The organism is Pseudomonas fungipugnans (assembly GCF_029955235.1).
In the GTDB taxonomy this organism is placed as follows: Bacteria; Pseudomonadota; Gammaproteobacteria; order Pseudomonadales; family Pseudomonadaceae; genus Aquipseudomonas; species Aquipseudomonas fungipugnans.
The window spans coordinates 886,027-903,122 of the sequence record NZ_JARBWL010000001.1; the positions used below are offsets into that span (position 1 = coordinate 886,027).

Genomic DNA, 17,096 nt, shown 5'->3' on the forward strand with positions numbered 1-17,096 from the left:
GCCGACATGATCAAGCGTATTGCTCAAACCGCAGGTTTCACCGGGCTGCTGGCCGCCCTGCTGCTGACCCTGCTGCAAAGTTTCTGGGTCGCCCCGTTGATTCTGCAGGCCGAGACGTTCGAAAAATCCGAACCCGCCGCCGCTGTCGTCCATGAACACGCCGACGGCGCCATGGCCGCCCACAGCCACGATGCGCAAGCCTGGGAGCCGGAAAATGGCTGGCAGCGCGTGCTGTCCACCACCGGCGGCAACCTGGTGGTTGCAGTCGGTTTCGCGCTGATGCTCGCGGGCCTCTACACCCTGCGCGCACCGACCAAAACCTCGCAAGGCCTGCTCTGGGGCCTGGCCGGTTATGCGACGTTTGTGCTGGCACCGACCCTCGGCCTGCCGCCTGAACTGCCGGGCACCGCTGCTGCCGATCTGACGCAACGGCAAATCTGGTGGATCGGCACCGCCGCTTCCACGGCTGTCGGCATCGCGCTGATCGTGTTCAGCCGCCACTGGCTGATGAAAATCCTCGGTGTGGCAATTCTCGCCGTGCCGCATGTGATTGGCGCACCGCAACCGGACGTTCATTCGATGCTGGCGCCTGAAGCCCTGCAAGCCCAGTTCAAAATTGCTTCGCAGTTGACCAACGTCGCGTTCTGGCTGGCCCTGGGCCTGATCAGCGCCTGGTTGTTCCGCCGCAAAAGCGAAGGTCAATACCACGCATGACCGATACCAGCGCCGCGCCGACATTGGTGGTCGGCCTGGGTTGCCAACGCGGCTGCCCGGTCAGTACGCTACGGGCGCTGCTGGATCAGGCGTTACAGGCTCATCAAATCGAGTTGCGGGCGATCAAGGCACTGGCCAGCATCGACCTGAAACGCGACGAACCGGGCCTCGTTGAACTGGCCGCCCAGTTGGCACTGCCGTTGATGTATTTCAGCAGCGAACAACTGGCCGGCTATCAGCCACAGCTCAGTCACCGCTCGCAAATCGCCTTCGAACGCACCGGCTGCTACGGCGTCGCCGAAAGTGCCGCCCTGGCCCTGGCTGAACAACTGGCTCAGGCGCCGGCAAAGTTGCTGATTTCACGGCAAAAATACGCTCAGGCCACCCTCGCATTGGCCGGCGCCGCGTAAAATCCCCGATAATCCCCGCTTCGATCATGAGCAATCTTCATCTGAAGCCTTGCCCTGCCCTTTTTTCACAGCTCTTTTTTCAGGAACTGACGATGACCGTCTACTTCATTGGCGCCGGCCCCGGCGACCCGGAACTGATCACCGTCAAAGGCCAGCGGCTCATTCGCAGCTGCCCAGTGATCATCTATGCCGGCTCGCTGGTGCCGGCTGCCGTACTGGACGGACATAGCGCCGAACAGGTGGTCAACAGCGCCGAGCTGCACCTGGAACAGATCATCGAATTGATCAAGAACGCCGATGCCCAAGGCCAGGACGTGGCCCGCGTGCATTCCGGCGATCCGAGCCTGTATGGCGCGATTGGTGAGCAGATTCGTTATTTGCGCGAGCTGGGGATTGCCTTTGAAATCATCCCCGGCGTTACCGCCACGGCAGCCTGCGCGGCGTTGCTGGGGGCTGAACTGACGCTGCCGGACATTTCACAAAGCGTGATCCTGACCCGTTACGCCGACAAGACGGCAATGCCGGCCGGCGAGGAGCTGGCCAGCCTGGCGCAACACGGTGCGACCATGGCGATTCATCTGGGGGTCAATCATCTGCAAAAGATCCTGGTGGAACTGCTGCCGCACTACGGCGCGGACTGCCCGATCGCGGTGATTCACCGGGCGACCTGGCCGGATCAGGATTGGGTGGTGGGGACGCTTGAGGACATTGCCGAGAAGGTGGAGGCCAAGGGGTTTCGGCGCACGGCATTGATTCTGGTGGGCAGGGTGCTGGGCAGCGATCACTTCAGTGAGTCGTCGCTTTACCGCGCGGGGCATGCACATCTTTACAGACCTTGAGCCAACCACCCCCTGTGGCGAGGGGCTCGCCCCCGTCCGGCGGCGAAGCCGTCGCAAAACCTGCATGTAAGGTATACCTGAAAAAATGCCGGGGCCGCTTCGCAGCCCAACGGGGGCAAGCCCCCTCGCCACAGGTAACTGTTCACCCATAAAAAAACGGCGCTCACGGGGCGCCGTTTTTTTTTATGTCCGCAGCGAACACCTTAGTAGTAGGCGTTTTCTTTCTGCGTGTGGTCGGTCACGTCGCGAACGCCCTTGAGCTCGGGAATGCGTTCGAGCAAGGTGCGCTCGATGCCTTCACGCAAGGTGACGTCGGCCTGGCCGCAGCCCTGGCAACCGCCGCCGAACTTGAGGACGGCGATGCCGTCTTCAACCACATCGATCAGGCTGACCTGACCGCCGTGGCTCGCCAGCCCCGGGTTGATCTCGGTTTGCAGGTAGTAGTTGATGCGCTCGTTGACCGGGCTGTCGGCGTTGACCATCGGTACTTTGGCGTTCGGCGCCTTGATGGTCAGCTGGCCGCCCATGCGGTCGGTGGCGTAGTCGACTACCGCATCGTCCAGGAACGCTTCGCTGAACGAGTCGATATACGCGGTGAAGCTTTTGAGCCCCAGCGCGGTGTCTTCGGGTTTTTCTTCGCCCGGCTTGCAGTAGGCAATGCAGGTTTCGGCGTACTGGGTGCCAGGCTGGGTGATGAAGACGCGGATGCCAATGCCCGGGGTGTTCTGCTTGGAGAGCAGATCAGCCAGATAATCGTGGGCGGCGTCGGTGATGGTAATAGCGGTCATGGAAACTCCTCGCAGGCTTGGGCGCAGTTTACGCCAATCATCGCGCCGCACAAAGTCCTAGTATTTTTGTCGGGAAAGCGCCAGCACTGGCTGACTTGGTGTTTCGCCGTCGATCCAGGTTTTAAGCCACCGATAGCTACGTTTTTCCACCCATTCGTAGCTCAGCCACGAAGCGATGCCGATGATCATCGCGCAAACGGTGAACATCAGATAGGGATTGACTCCATAGCGCTTGGCGACAAATCCACCGGCAGACAGCACCAGCACATGCATCAGGTACACCGAGTAGGAGCAATCGCCGAGCAGTTTAAGCACCTGGGCGCCCTGAAAATAACGCTCAAGCGCCATGCACGACACCACCAACACCGCACTCGGCAAGCCCCAGGCCAGCAGGCGAGGCGCTGGCGGCCAGTGATAGATTGCCAGCAGCGCACCGATAATACCGAGCAACGGCAGCCAGAATCCGGGCCTGATCCATCCACGTCGATAGAGCATGCCCAGGGCCATGCCCAGCAGGAATTCGTAGACGATGTCCGAACGGTAGAAATCGCTGATCCAGCCATAACCTGTCCAGGCCTGGCACACGGCAAACAACAGCGCCGCAACGATCAACAGCCGCACCTGCAAACGGAACAACAAGGCCCAGGCAAACAGCAGGTAAAACAGGATTTCGTAGTTGAGGGTCCAGCCAACATTGAGCGTCGGGTAGATCCCGTATCCGCCGGGGTTTTGCGAGGGAATGAACAGCAACGAGAGCAGCACGTGCGGCCAGTCGACCGTCTGGTCGGGCAATACCGGCTGCGCGAACACCACGATCAGCGCCATCAACAGCGTGTACAACCAATAGGCTGGCACGATGCGGATCAGCCGATAGAGCAGAAATTTGCCCGGCGCCAACGCCTTGCCTTCGGTGGAAAGGAAAATCACCAGACCGCTGATCACGAAGAAAATATCGACGCCCACTGCGCCCTTGTCGATGAACGCCTGCCCCACCGGCCCGCGTGCCTGGAAGTTGAAGAAAATCTGCATGAAATGGTGACAAACCACCGCCCAGGCTGCGAGTGCACGCAGGGCCTGTACTGAAATCAACATCAAACGCGCTCCCGACCACAATTCACAAAATCACCATCTCCCCCTGTGGGGTGTGGTGGTTCTGGTAATTGGGACAACAGGCCCGCATCAAAAGTCGATCAAAGATTCTCGTACCGGTTCATGTCCAGCACGCCCTCTTCCATCGGGTCAGTCTCATGGAGGTAGGTGCTCAGATCATGGAAGTAAAACCAGAATTGCGGATGGCTGCGGCGGATGCCCCAGCGTTCAACGATTTTCTCGAAGCGGTTGGCGCTCCTGGCGTTTTCCATGGCATCGACAAACGCCGGCACCTGATCGGCGGGGATATTGAAGATGAAGTTCGGGTAGCTGCTCAGCACACCCGGATAAATGGTCAGGGTGTCGAGCCCCGGCTGATAGCGCAGAGACTCGCCGAGCAGGAACGCCACGTTGCTGTGGGCACGGTTGCGCAGCAGGCTGTAGATCTCGCGTTTGCCGCTCTTGGTTTCGATGCGCAGCAGGGTCGCTTCCGGCAATTGGTCGATGACCTTCAAACCGGCCGCCGGGCGCGCGGTGAGACGGCTCAGGGCCTGTTCGGCATTCTGCAACGCCGGGTCGATATTGGGCCGTGAGCAATAGGCGCCTTCGCAGCGGTTGATCGGATCGGGCCGGGCATTCAGGTCGCCGTAACGGGCCAGCAACTGCTTGGCGAAATCGCCTTTCGGGTCCTTTTCATTGAGTTTGAGCGCCGTCGGCTTGCTGTCGTCGATGGCCTCGTAATCCAGCCACATCTTGAATTTTCCGCTGCTCTGATACCAGTCATCGAGGTAGTCGTCCCGGGAATCGGCGGGCATCAAGCGCAGGAAATTCTGCTCGGCGCCGTTGCGGATCAGGTCGAAATACAGTCGCGTCTGGGCCTGATGCGAGACGTTGCCGAACACGTCGAAGTTGACCGCCAACTGGTAATAGGTGCGCTCCAGCAGCGGGTAATCGAACAGCCACATCGTCTGCGGCACTTCGCCGATCAGGCCCTTGGTCACCGAGGCGCTGTCGAAGTGGCGGAAAATGCTCAACAAGGCGTTGTCATTGCCGGCCCACAGCGACGACCAGCTCGGTGCCGGGGCGTCGGCATAGGCGTCGCGGCGCAGGGCTTCGTATTCGTTGCGCTTGTCACGGTAGTCGTGCCAGACCGTCAGCACGCTGCCGACGTCATCGTTCTGCCCAGGCATCGCCAGCAAAGGCGTGGCCTTGCCGCGATAGAACGGGTCGGTGACGTACAAGTCGTGTTCCGGGGCCTGGAACAGCGCCCAGAAGTTGTCGCGGATCACGTCCGTGGCAATCTGCCCCCGGCATACCGGGCCACGAATAAAGGTGCGGACAAAATACTCGGCGTTGTCGAGCATGAACTGATAGCGCGCCTGGGCCGGGATCGCCTCGAAGGTGCTGAACGGATTGGCCCGACGTTCCGGGCCGTAACCCGGCAGCGCCATCACTTGCCAGTCGCCGCTGTAGAACAGGCTTTTGATCCGGGCCATCTTCGCCGCGCTCAGCGGATACGTGATGTGGGTCTTGTGCACGATCACGCCCTGCACCGGCCACAGCCGGTAGTAAATCTGCGTACCCGGATCGTCGTTGGGGCGGCGGGTGTTGATCAGGTCAATGGGCTGGCCGGTGGGTGTGCGCGAACGCACCCACTGGAAGAAATGCCCAGGCTCGCCGTCCTTGAAATAGATATGGGCGAGAAACCAGTGTTCGAACAACCAGCGCCCGACCAGACTTTCCCGGGCACCAGGGGCGTTGAGCAGGTTCTCCCATTGCACCACCTGCAACGCCTCCTGGGCGCTGGGCACCAGGCCTTGCTCATCGATGGGCGCACCGGACGCCAGCCAGCGCTGCAACGTCTGGTATTGCTGGTCGGTCAGGCCGGTCACCGCCAGCGGCATGCCCTCCTTTGGATGCGCGCCGGCATAGCCGTCGAACTCGGCAGGCATGGGGCACATGTTTTCCCGGTTCAGGCCCAGCACGATCTCGTCCGGCAGTTTGGCGTTGGGTTGCAGCGGGGTCTTGTGGCCCAACTCCAGCATTCGCGCCATCAGCGCCGCCTGACTGCCCTGGGCGTCGAGCACCGAATAAAAGCCCTTTTGTTGCCAGGCACGTTTGCCAAAGGCGTCATAGAACAAACGGGTCGGCGCCGCGGCCTGACTGCGTTCGCCGTCGTACACCGGGACTTTGGTCGCGCCACGGCCGGCGCCTTCGCCACTGCCCAGGTTCAACTGACAGGCGGAGTCATAGCAGGCATGGCAGGCCACGCACTTTTCGGTGAAGATCGGCTGGATATCGCGGGTGTAGGAAATGGCCGGATCTTGCGCAACGGCGCCCCAGCTTGAAAGCAGCAACACAATGCTGACGACGACGCGATACGACATGTCCGTGGTCCAAATCATGAAAAACGCCGCGATTCTACCGGTCCGTGCCCCGCACCAACATGAGCGATATTCATGCAAAACCGGGACATGCTCTAAAAGCGCACAGGTTTGCTATGATCCCGGCCCTTAGTCATGGTCTTTTCGAGTAGCCTCAATGTCCGATCGCAGCCTTCGCCTTCAAGCTTTCAAGCACGCCCTCAAAGAGCGCATCCTGATTCTCGATGGCGGCATGGGCACGATGATCCAGAGCTACAAGCTGGAGGAGCAGGACTACCGTGGCAAACGCTTCGCTGACTGGCCGAGCGATGTCAAAGGCAACAACGACCTGTTGGTGCTGACTCGCCCGGACGTGATTGGTGCGATCGAGAAGGCCTACCTCGATGCTGGCGCCGACATTCTGGAAACCAACACCTTCAATGCTACCCAAGTGTCCCTGGCTGATTACGGCATGCAGGGCCTGGCGTATGAATTAAACGTAGAAGGTGCGCGACTGGCGCGCAAGGTCGCCGACGCCAAGACCCTGGAAACCCCGGACAAGCCGCGCTTCGTCGCCGGCGTGATCGGGCCGACCAGCCGCACCTGCTCGCTGTCCCCGGACGTGAACAACCCCGGCTACCGCAACGTGACCTTCGATGAACTGGTGGAAAACTACACCGAGGCCACCAAGGGCCTGATCGAAGGCGGCGCCGACCTGATCCTGATCGAAACCATCTTCGACACCCTGAACGCCAAGGCAGCCATCTTCGCCGTACAAGGCGTGTTCGAAGAGCTGGGCGTCGAACTGCCGATCATGATTTCCGGCACCATCACCGACGCCTCGGGCCGCACCCTGTCGGGCCAGACCACCGAAGCGTTCTGGAACTCCGTGGCCCACGCCAAGCCGATTTCGGTCGGACTGAACTGCGCCCTCGGCGCCCGTGAATTGCGTCCGTACCTGGAAGAGCTGTCGAACAAGGCCAGCACCCACGTCTCGGCGCACCCGAACGCCGGCCTGCCGAACGAATTCGGCGAGTACGACGAATTGCCCTCGGAAACGGCCAAGGTCATCGAGGAATTCGCCCAGAGCGGCTTCCTCAACATCGTCGGTGGCTGCTGCGGCACCACGCCGGGCCACATTGAGGCGATCGCCAAGGCCGTGGCCGGTTACGCGCCTCGGGTGATTCCGGACATTCCCAAGGCGTGCCGCCTGTCGGGCCTGGAACCGTTCACCATCGACCGCAGCTCGCTGTTCGTCAACGTCGGCGAGCGGACCAACATCACCGGTTCCGCCAAGTTCGCCCGGCTGATCCGTGAAGACAACTACACCGAAGCCCTGGAAGTCGCCCTGCAACAGGTCGAAGCCGGCGCCCAGGTGATCGACATCAACATGGACGAAGGGATGCTCGATTCGAAGAAGGCCATGGTGACCTTCCTCAATCTGATTGCCGGCGAGCCGGACATCTCGCGCGTGCCGATCATGATCGACTCCTCGAAGTGGGAAGTGATCGAAGCTGGCCTCAAGTGCATCCAGGGCAAGGGCATCGTCAACTCGATCAGCATGAAAGAAGGCGTCGAGCAGTTCATCCATCACGCCAAACTGTGCAAGCGCTACGGCGCCGCCGTGGTCGTCATGGCCTTCGACGAATCGGGTCAGGCCGACACCGAAGCGCGCAAAAAAGAAATCTGCAAACGCTCCTACGACATTCTGGTCAACGAAGTCGGCTTCCCGCCGGAAGACATCATCTTCGACCCGAACATCTTCGCCGTGGCCACCGGCATCGAAGAACACAACAACTACGCCGTGGACTTCATCAACGCCTGTGCCTACATCCGTGACGAGCTGCCGTATGCGCTGACCTCCGGTGGCGTGTCCAACGTGTCGTTCTCGTTCCGTGGCAACAACCCGGTGCGCGAGGCGATTCACTCGGTGTTCCTGCTGTACGCGATCCGCAACGGCCTGACCATGGGCATCGTCAACGCCGGCCAGCTGGAGATCTATGACCAGATCCCGGCCGAGCTGCGCGACGCCGTGGAAGACGTGATCCTCAACCGCACCCCCGAAGGCACTGACGCCCTCCTCGCCATCGCCGACAAGTACAAAGGCGATGGCAGCGTCAAGGAAGCCGAGACCGAAGAATGGCGCGGCTGGGAAGTCAACAAGCGTCTGGAGCATGCGCTGGTCAAGGGCATCACCACCCACATCGTTGAAGACACCGAAGAATCGCGTCAGTCGTTCGCACGCCCGATCGAAGTGATCGAAGGCCCGCTGATGTCGGGCATGAACATCGTCGGCGACCTGTTTGGCGCCGGCAAAATGTTCCTGCCCCAGGTGGTCAAATCCGCCCGTGTGATGAAACAGGCCGTGGCCCACCTGATCCCGTTCATCGAGCTGGAAAAAGGCGACAAACCGGAGGCCAAGGGCAAGATCCTGATGGCCACGGTCAAGGGCGACGTGCACGACATCGGCAAGAACATCGTCGGCGTGGTGCTGGGCTGTAACGGCTACGACATCGTCGACCTTGGGGTGATGGTCCCGGCAGAGAAAATCCTGCAGGTCGCCAAGGAGCAGAAGTGCGACATCATTGGCCTGTCGGGGCTGATCACGCCGTCGCTGGATGAAATGGTGCATGTGGCCCGCGAGATGCAGCGCCAGGACTTTTACCTGCCGTTGATGATCGGCGGTGCGACCACCTCCAAGGCGCACACGGCGGTCAAAATCGAACCCAAGTACAGCAATGACGCGGTGATCTACGTGACCGACGCCTCCCGCGCCGTGGGCGTGGCGACGCAGTTGCTGTCCAAGGAACTGAAGGCTGGTTTCGTCGAGAAAACCCGCCTGGAATACATCGACGTTCGCGAACGCACCGCCAACCGCAGTGCCCGCACCGAACGCCTGAGCTACCCGGCCGCCATCGCCAAGAAGCCGCAGTTCGACTGGGGCAGCTACACCCCGGTCAAACCGACTTTCACCGGTTCGCGCGTACTGGATAACATCGATCTGAACGTGTTGGCCGAGTACATCGACTGGACGCCGTTCTTCATCTCCTGGGACCTGGCCGGCAAGTTCCCGCGCATCCTCAAAGACGAAGTGGTCGGCGAAGCCGCCACCGCGTTGTACGCCGACGCGAAGGAAATGCTCGCCAAACTGATTGACGAAAAACTCATCAGCGCCCGTGCGGTGTTCGGCTTCTGGCCGGCCAATCAGGTGCGCGAAGACGACATCGAAGTCTATGGCGATGACGGTCAGCCGTTGGCCAAGCTGCATCACCTGCGCCAGCAGATCATCAAGACCGACGGCAAGCCGAACTTCTCCCTGGCGGATTTCGTGGCGCCCAAAGACAGCGAGATCACCGACTACGTGGGCGGCTTTATCACCACCGCCGGTATCGGTGCCGAAGAAGTGGCCAAGGCCTATCAGGACGCCGGCGACGACTACAACTCGATCATGGTCAAGGCCCTGGCCGACCGCCTGGCCGAGGCCTGCGCCGAGTGGCTGCACCAGCAGGTGCGTAAAGAGCACTGGGGTTATGCCAAGGACGAGACGCTGGACAACGAAGCGCTGATCAAAGAGCAATACACCGGCATCCGCCCTGCCCCCGGCTACCCGGCCTGCCCGGATCACACCGAGAAATCGACGCTCTTCAAGTTGCTGGACCCCGAAGCGAGCGAAATGCATGCAGGGCGCAGCGGCGTGTTCCTCACCGAGCACTACGCCATGTTCCCGGCAGCGGCGGTCAGCGGCTGGTATTTCGCCCACCCGCAGGCGCAGTACTTCGCCGTGGGCAAGATCGACAAGGACCAGGTACAAAGCTACACCTCGCGCAAGGGCCAGGAGTTGAGCGTCACCGAGCGTTGGCTGGCGCCGAACCTGGGCTACGACAACTGACAGCCTGAGCACGGCGGGGGACACGCCGGATTGTCCCCCGCAGCGCTTGCAACTACAGGCCCATGCGCGTCCGCTCCCGGGCTGAAAGACGAATGGCCAGCTGCGTCTGCTCGGCGTTATTGGCCTCGGTCAACACCAGCAATTCTGCCTGGTAGTGCGCATCCAGATTGGCATGACGCGCCTCCAGCGCCTCGTATTTCAGCTGTTGGCTGCGCGTCAACTCGGTGTAGTCGGCCGGGTACTGGCGTTTCAGGTAGTCCACCCAGTATTCACGCTTGACCAGATTGTGCAGAAACACCGGGGTGCGCTCCTTGTCGATGATCGAGGTGTATGCCCGGTCGATATCAGCCTGCGTCACTCGCGACACGTTGCGGTACAACATGTCGACGGGCTGGCGCGGCAGCTCCAGCCGTTGCGCCAGGCCAATGCGGTAGGCAAGACGAATCTCCGCCGGATCAATACCGGGCCTGGCCCTGATCACGTCACTGGCAACGGCCTCGACCTCATCGATACGAATCATCCCGGTGGCCAGCTTGAACAGCTTCGGTCCTTCCTGCCCGGCAGTCGCCGACCGCAAGGTATTGAATTGGTAGACGTTGAGTTCAAGATCACTGAACAAGAGAATCCAGCCATCACCACAGGTAGCTTTGACCATTGATACCGTTGCGGTATCAAACAGACTCTCGCGCCGTGCCTCGCTTTCGTGGGCCGAATCAAGCACGTCCCAGACCCGACGCGTCAGTTCGGCCACGTCCTGTTTGAAATCCTTGGTCTGCGGCAGCTGTGACAGGATGTAGAAAAAGTTGTGGTTATCGTCGGCGTCCTTGAGGGCGTCCCAGACACCATGCTTTTCCGAGTCCGCAGCCACGCCTGCAAACCAGCGATTCTTCTGCTCCTGTGGCGTCTGGTAGTCAGGGTGAACGTCTTCTGCATCAGAGCCCTCTGCGCTTTCCTCTGTCTGTGCGTAGCCATCGATCATACGTTCGATCTCCTGGTCGGAAAAACCCAGGCCGTTGCCGGTATCGCGCAGGTAGGCGCGCAGAATCTCGAATTCATGCTCCAGCAGCAGGTTATCGGACAGATTCGTACCCGCCATCAGCGCCCGGTGCTCTGGCTGTAATGCCTCTGGCGGGATGGTCTCGATCTGGTTATTGCTCAGATTCAGGGAGCTGAGGTCCGCAATCACCAACACCCCGGTCGGCCAATCCGACAGCACGTTGCCACGCAGGTCGAGGCTTTTGAGCCGCGTCATACCGGTTACATCAAACTCGAACAGCGTGTTCTCGCTCAAGTCCAGCGTCTCCAGTGCCGGCAAGCCACCCAGCTCGCGTTGCAGTTGAACGACATCGCGCAGGTCATTGCTGGCCGCGTCAAGACGGGTGAGGGCTTTGAGTTCGGCAACGGGCTCGGGCAAACGGGCCAGGCCATTTTTGTTGAGCATCAGGCTGCGCAGATTGGGAAACGCACGCAGGAACTCGTTGGAGCCCTGCTCCGTCAACTTGATCGCGCTCAGGTTCAGCTCCGTGACGTGGTTGAAGACCTTTGACACGCCAGGCAGATCACCCAGGGTAAGGCCATCGAAATCGAGTACATGAGGTCCCGCCACCGGCTGAGGCCGCAGACCGACCCGCCAGCTTTGCAGAATTCTGTCAGCCGCACGTCTGCGATCAATGGCGCTGACCCAGCCGCCCCCCTCGCGATACGCACGGATGTCGATCCAGGCATTGAGTTGCCTGATCAACGTCTGGTGCTGTTGACGCCACTCGCCCAGGCGGGCCTCGATTTCAAGCGCACTCAATCCACTCGCACTTAACTCGGTAACCCGCTGAATCGCTTCGACGTTGCCTAGCCCAGGGTCCAGGCGCTGCAGTTGGGCTGCGGGAGTCAAGCGTAGCTCACCACCAACGGGCTCCAGCGGGAGCGACAGCAGCAACCGGGGGTCATCGGCGACCTCCACGGGAAAGTATTCCGGATCACCGCCCGTCAGTCCTTCAGCGAGGGTGCTTTTGGGGATGCCCAGCAGATTGCCCAGACCGGCTCGCTCGCCATAGGCCAACAATGCCGCACGCGCTGGCGGCGCCAACCGGCAGCCACGGACACTGGTAAGGAGCAGCAGCACGTCATGCCCACTTAGGGCTGCCTCGGGGATGGTCGTGATCGCACTGTAGCTCAGGTCCAGTTGTTGCAAGCCTGGCAGGTCCAGTACGCCCTTGGGCCAATTCCTGAGCGCGGTATGACTGAGGTCCAGTTTCACCAGATCGGTCAGGGTGCTGACGTCCAGTTCAACGATCCGGTTGTACGGCAAACTCAACACCCGCAGCTTGCCCAGGCGACTCAGTTGATACTGGACCGGTCCCGTGACCGTCAGTTGGTTGTAGGAAAGATCCAGGTGCGTCAGGTCTTTGAGGTCCACCAGTGTTGGCGGCAGTTCCGTCAGGCTATTGCGGCTCAGGTTCAGTTCGGCGAGCCGGGGGAAATGCTTCAGGAAACCATCGATGTCCTCGGTCGAGGCTTTTACGCCTGCGATATTCAAACGTCGCACATGCGCAAAGGCATCCCGGGGCAGCGGCGGCAGATCGCCCAATACGCCTGCCGACAGATCCAGCACCGCACGGTCTGAAAGGGCTGTAAATAACCGCCCCGGCGGTAACGCATCCTCGGTATAGCGCCCGCTCAAGCCATTACGCCAACACGCCAGGATTCTTTCCACACAGCGTTCGCGGATCACCGGGTCCACGGTGCGGCGATCGACGCGCAACGTCCTCGCTTGCCATTCCAGCAAGCCTTGCTGCATGACTCGCTGCTCTTCGCGCACGTTGTTGATACGGTCAAGCATCTCGCGAGGCGTGAGCCCCTGACGCCTGAACTCGGCGATGGCCTTGCCTGGAAATCTCGGATCCTCGGCACCCAGGCGTTCCAGCGAGCGTTTGGCGTAGCTCGTTACCCAGGCTTGTTCATCAACCAGATGCGCAGGATTGTCATGCAGGTATTCGAAGGCTTTCACAACGGTCTGCGGATCGAAGTTCGACCAATCCAGATGCAAGCCTCGCCACAGGCGCTCATGCCCGGTGAACAACCCCTCTGGCAGCGTGCCGACCCTGTCGCCCGAAAGACTCAGGGATTCAAGTTGCTCCAGCTGCAAAATGCCCGCAGGCCAGTCCGCTTCCATCAGGGTGACGCTCAACCAGCGCAGGCGGGCCATGCCGCTGACATCCAGGCCATCCGTGGAACCGGCCACAGACAGGCGTTCCAGTTGTGTCAGTGCACTCAGGCGCTGCACAAATTCAGGCGGGCAACGCAGCCCCCAACCGTGAATTGCCAGTTCGGTAATGGTGGTCAAGCCGGCCAGACTCTCACTGACCTGGTTTATCAGCTCCTGATCAACATACAGTTCCAGACGTCGCACGCCAGGGAACTGCCTCAACAACGCAGCGCCCCGCTCTGCGGCGATGGCCCTGCCCCCCACATAAAGTGCCTGAACGTGAGAGAAATCCGCAGTCAGTACTGGCAGTTCGTCAACCCCGGTCAAATCCACGGACGCCTCGGGGAGCTGACCACGGTACAGATTTTCTCGCCAACAACTGATGAGGTTGTCAGACACCCGTTGTCGACTCGCCATCAGGTTGCCGTCTGCCGCCACCCAGTGCTCCAGAACCGCCCGTAACCCCGTCAACTCTCGCTGCCGATTGTTGAGCAGATGAAATATCTGCCTGGGTTCTTCGCCATTGGCCAGACGGCCAAGCACAAAAAGCGAGGCTTCTTCCTCAGTGATATTGGGATAAACATCGCGTACCCGGGCAATCAATGACGCGTCGCCCCGGAAGGCATCGCCCCTGCCCGTCAAGCCATAACCCAGTCGGCCTTTGCCCAGGCGCGCCGTTGGCCTGGACATCGGCTGGCGCTGTTTCAAAATACCGGCCATTTCCCGACGGTGCCCCAAGGCATGACGTGCCAGGGCCTGTTGCAGCTCGGGGCCTTGAGTGACCCTGGGCAACCCCAGCCCTTGCCGGGCCTCATCGGGCAGGGCATGCATGATCGAATCGAACAAATGACGTCCGTGAGGTGCAACGCTGTTCAGGGTTTGACCGCGCTCGTCATAAGCCTGAAAACGCTCGCCATCCTTGACCAGGTACTTGCGCACCGACGCATTTTCGTCGCCGACACTGTCCAGCAACCGGCCATTGAAATGGTCGGCATGCAACTCCAGCCGCAGATCTGCGGGCCATTGCGCAAGCTGTTCCAGCCCGTGCAGGGCGAGACGATCACTGTCGACAGAGGCCATGTTTTCGCGCTGCAAACCGGCTATTGCCCGATTCAGACGACGCTGTTGCAGGTACGCTCGGGCAGCATTGTCCACACGCCGGGGAATCGTGCCAGTCGTGTGCATTTGCGTCCGGTCGCCTGCGCTGGCAGTGTTCAGGATCTCTCGCGTAGCCGCATCGGATAATTGAGGATACCTGCGCTGCAAGCCCTCTGCGCCCTGATGTGCGGGCTCGGCTGAGTGCTCCAGACTTTGGAAAATGGCTTTTTGGCGCTTCAGTGCAACATCCGCCAGCCGTGAATTGAACAACGCTTCACGCTCCGCGCCTTCCCCGACCGCACGGCTCCCGAGCACGTCGAGGGCTTCCTCTTCGCTCAACTCCGCCAGAACACGTTGAGACAACTTGCCTCCCAGCACTTCAGCGCGAGTGACCTTGATTGTCGCCCGCACATCCGCCGCCGATAAAGGGCTGCCGTACAGCCGGGAACGGCCCCACGGTTCAGGCCCGTCAAAAACTTCCAGCACCCGCCCGGCCGGCCAGCGTGGCATCTCCACCAGCAAGGGCATGACGTATTCATAACGCGGGTCGAGCCCCCTGCCCGTGCGAATCTGCTCGATCAGCTCGCTCACTTCCCGGTCGATCCGAAAGCGTTGCAAGGTATCGGCCAGCAGCGACGGAACCGGCAGGCCATCGACGTGCATTTTGCGCAGCACCTCGTCCTGCACACCGCTGATATCGCCAATGGTATTCAGGGCGTCATCGGAGAACGCCTCGGTGTGATGGCCCATTCGCCGCAGCAGGGTCAGCCGGTCCCACTCCAGCGGACGCTCATGATTACCGCGCCAGCCACCGTTGTTGTTGCCTTCCAGCACCGGCTGGTACACCGCCGAATCGGTGGGGTGTTTGACCCGCCATTTTTTCAGCTGCGCATCAAAGCCTTTTTCGTACAGCCCATCGCCGATGCGCACATAGATTTTACCGCCCGTTTCATACTGCCCCAGGGCATTGGGCTTGATCGACGGAGCCAACACCACGTCACTTTTATAGGGCGCAAGGTCCGGCTTCCACAGTCGCGCTTCACCATTGGGCAGCTTGACCGGCACCAGACCATCGACCCAGCGCGAAACCTGAATCACCGGCGCCCGACTCGCCACGATGCCGGCACCGCCCAGCGCGGCAATGAAAGCCACATTCAACGCCACCGATTCCAGATGCCCCCAGGCGGCAACCATATCGCCGTCCTTCCACGACTCGATGCCGTGGTACACCTCAAGCCCCAGCTGGATGGCCGTCACCACCAGCATCACCTCGCCCACGCCCGGCACAATGAACGCGGCCACGTTCAGCATATTCAGGCCGATGCTGAGCCAGTGTTCATGACGCTCCTGGGCCGCCTTGCGATCAGCATCGGCGGTGGGCACCGCCAGCAGGCGGGCGTTGGCTTTCAAGCGTTGCAGGTGCTTGTCGTAGAGCGCACCGAACAGCTCGCCGCTGATCACCGTCTCTCGCAGATTCAGGTCGATTGCGTCGTCAAAGACCTGCTCCTTGAGGCCATTGGCATTCCACTTCCAAGTATATAACTTGTCCTTCAACTGGTTGAGAAAAGCCGCCGCGTCGTCTTGTGGCAGCAAACTGGCAAAGAACTGCTGATAGGCCGGCGAGCGCAGGCTGATTGCCAGGTCTGTCTTGAAGGCCTCCATCGAGGCGTATTCCTTGACAGGATACAGCGGCGCCCCGGGAATCCAGGCCACCAGGCGTCCGCCAGAGGGGTCAGACGCTGAATCAAACAGATTCCTGCCAGGGGTGAACGGCGAGTACCAGTCAGCTGGCGGGGCGGTCACTTGACCAACGCCGGGGCCGATCAGCACGATTTCGCCCAGCGCGAAACCAAAGATTTTCAGTTGGCTATACGCCACCGGCTTGTCGTCCAGTTTGGGCCGATCCGTCCCGGCCAGGATCGCCAGCAGCAACGTGTAGGCTGATTCGCTGATCTCATTTTTCATTCGTGCGGTGTGCACGCGAATGGCCAGCAAATCCTTTTGCGCCGTGATCATCTGCTGACGCACCTGCGCCTTGCTGGCCGGTGTTTCAAATACCCGCTCAAGGTGGCTCTGGTACTGCTGGCCGAGGTCGAGGCTGCGACACAGCGTCGAGAAATCATCCGGTGTGATGGACAGTTTTTCACTGTAGCGATGACGTGCCCGTTGCCTGCCACCGGCCATCACTTCGCCGTAGTACTCGGTCTTCAGCGCATCCTTGGGTGCCAGGGCGCTGGTGGCCTCAAGGGAAATATCGTGAAAGTCCTCGTTGCCTTCAAAGTTCAGTAACGCCGCTTGCAGCAACGAGTGCTGCTGGACCGACTGGCGATAACGCAAGTAATACAAGGCGTGATTGTTGACGTCCGGAGCTTGGCCGAATTTTTTACGCAGCGCTTCGCTCAGCAGCGGTTCGGCAAAGGCGGTAATACCCTTGAGGCCTTCAAGGGTCTTGGCCAGCGCCGTGTGGGAGCGGCGACTGGCCTTCTGGCTGTCAGCCAGTGCCTGACGCAGCGTCTGACTGGCCTGCACCGCCCAGCTCGGCGGCGAGTCTGGCGTTGTATGGCCGGCAAGCAGGCCGGACCGCAAGCGGCGAATATCGGCAGATGCACTGTGGGCAATCCAGCCTGGCAAGCGGTCCTTGATCAGCTCGGTGTGCAGTCCCATACCCGGCAGCGGGGTTGAACTCGACATGCGGTAACTCCTG

8 protein-coding genes are annotated in these 17,096 nt (G+C 60.8%); 4 read left to right on the forward strand and 4 right to left on the reverse strand.

Annotated elements, in window-relative coordinates:
* Nucleotides 1-6: 6 nt before the first annotated feature.
* The 3 genes from POF45_RS03625 (at nt 7) to cobM (ending at nt 1,963) form a co-directional block, all read left to right on the forward strand.
* A complete protein-coding gene (locus POF45_RS03625) occupies nt 7-714 on the forward strand; it encodes a CbtA family protein (protein WP_259502675.1) in 708 nt (235 codons plus the stop codon).
* Nucleotides 711-1,124, forward strand: coding sequence for a cobalamin biosynthesis protein (locus POF45_RS03630; protein ID WP_259502674.1), 414 nt, complete (start codon nt 711-713; stop codon nt 1,122-1,124). The genes POF45_RS03625 and POF45_RS03630 overlap by 4 nt, the downstream gene beginning before the upstream one ends.
* A gap of 92 nt (nt 1,125-1,216) precedes the next feature.
* Nucleotides 1,217-1,963 carry a precorrin-4 C(11)-methyltransferase gene (cobM, locus tag POF45_RS03635; protein WP_282315092.1) on the forward strand — a complete coding sequence of 249 codons (747 nt, stop codon included), beginning with the start codon at nt 1,217-1,219 and terminating at the stop codon, nt 1,961-1,963.
* A 203-nt stretch (nt 1,964-2,166) separates the two neighbouring features.
* Here cobM and nfuA read toward each other — a convergent pair whose 3' ends face one another.
* The 3 genes from nfuA to POF45_RS03650 form a co-directional block, all read right to left on the reverse strand.
* Nucleotides 2,167-2,751, reverse strand: coding sequence for a Fe-S biogenesis protein NfuA (nfuA, locus tag POF45_RS03640; RefSeq protein ID WP_007898222.1), 585 nt, complete (start codon nt 2,749-2,751; stop codon nt 2,167-2,169).
* A 57-nt stretch (nt 2,752-2,808) separates the two neighbouring features.
* On the reverse strand, nt 2,809-3,843 hold the full coding sequence (locus POF45_RS03645; RefSeq protein ID WP_282315093.1) for an acyltransferase family protein: 1,035 nt from the start codon (nt 3,841-3,843) through the stop codon (nt 2,809-2,811).
* Between the two features lie 98 nt (nt 3,844-3,941).
* A complete protein-coding gene (locus POF45_RS03650) occupies nt 3,942-6,227 on the reverse strand; it encodes a fatty acid cis/trans isomerase (protein ID WP_282315995.1) in 2,286 nt (761 codons plus the stop codon).
* 154 nt (nt 6,228-6,381) lie between these two features.
* Between POF45_RS03650 and metH the strand changes: the two genes are divergently transcribed.
* Complete coding sequence (metH, locus tag POF45_RS03655; RefSeq protein WP_282315094.1) at nt 6,382-10,092, forward strand: methionine synthase; 3,711 nt, start codon at nt 6,382-6,384, stop codon at nt 10,090-10,092.
* A 52-nt stretch (nt 10,093-10,144) separates the two neighbouring features.
* On the opposite strand, the gene POF45_RS03660 is transcribed toward metH, so the two are convergent.
* A complete protein-coding gene (locus POF45_RS03660; protein WP_282315096.1) occupies nt 10,145-17,083 on the reverse strand; it encodes an NEL-type E3 ubiquitin ligase domain-containing protein in 6,939 nt (2,312 codons plus the stop codon).
* Nucleotides 17,084-17,096 lie beyond the last annotated feature (13 nt).

What these genes read in the sequence shown, in the direction of transcription:
- POF45_RS03625 (WP_259502675.1), top strand. Translation starts at nt 7, where the DNA reads ATGATCAAGCGTATTGCTCAAACCGCAGGTTTCACCGGGCTGCTGGCC.
- POF45_RS03630 (WP_259502674.1), top strand. Translation starts at nt 711, where the DNA reads ATGACCGATACCAGCGCCGCGCCGACATTGGTGGTCGGCCTGGGTTGC.
- cobM (WP_282315092.1), top strand. Translation starts at nt 1,217, where the DNA reads ATGACCGTCTACTTCATTGGCGCCGGCCCCGGCGACCCGGAACTGATC.
- nfuA (WP_007898222.1), bottom strand. Translation starts at nt 2,751, where the DNA reads ATGACCGCTATTACCATCACCGACGCCGCCCACGATTATCTGGCTGAT.
- POF45_RS03645 (WP_282315093.1), bottom strand. Translation starts at nt 3,843, where the DNA reads ATGTTGATTTCAGTACAGGCCCTGCGTGCACTCGCAGCCTGGGCGGTG.
- POF45_RS03650 (WP_282315995.1), bottom strand. Translation starts at nt 6,227, where the DNA reads ATGTCGTATCGCGTCGTCGTCAGCATTGTGTTGCTGCTTTCAAGCTGG.
- metH (WP_282315094.1), top strand. Translation starts at nt 6,382, where the DNA reads ATGTCCGATCGCAGCCTTCGCCTTCAAGCTTTCAAGCACGCCCTCAAA.
- POF45_RS03660 (WP_282315096.1), bottom strand. Translation starts at nt 17,083, where the DNA reads ATGTCGAGTTCAACCCCGCTGCCGGGTATGGGACTGCACACCGAGCTG.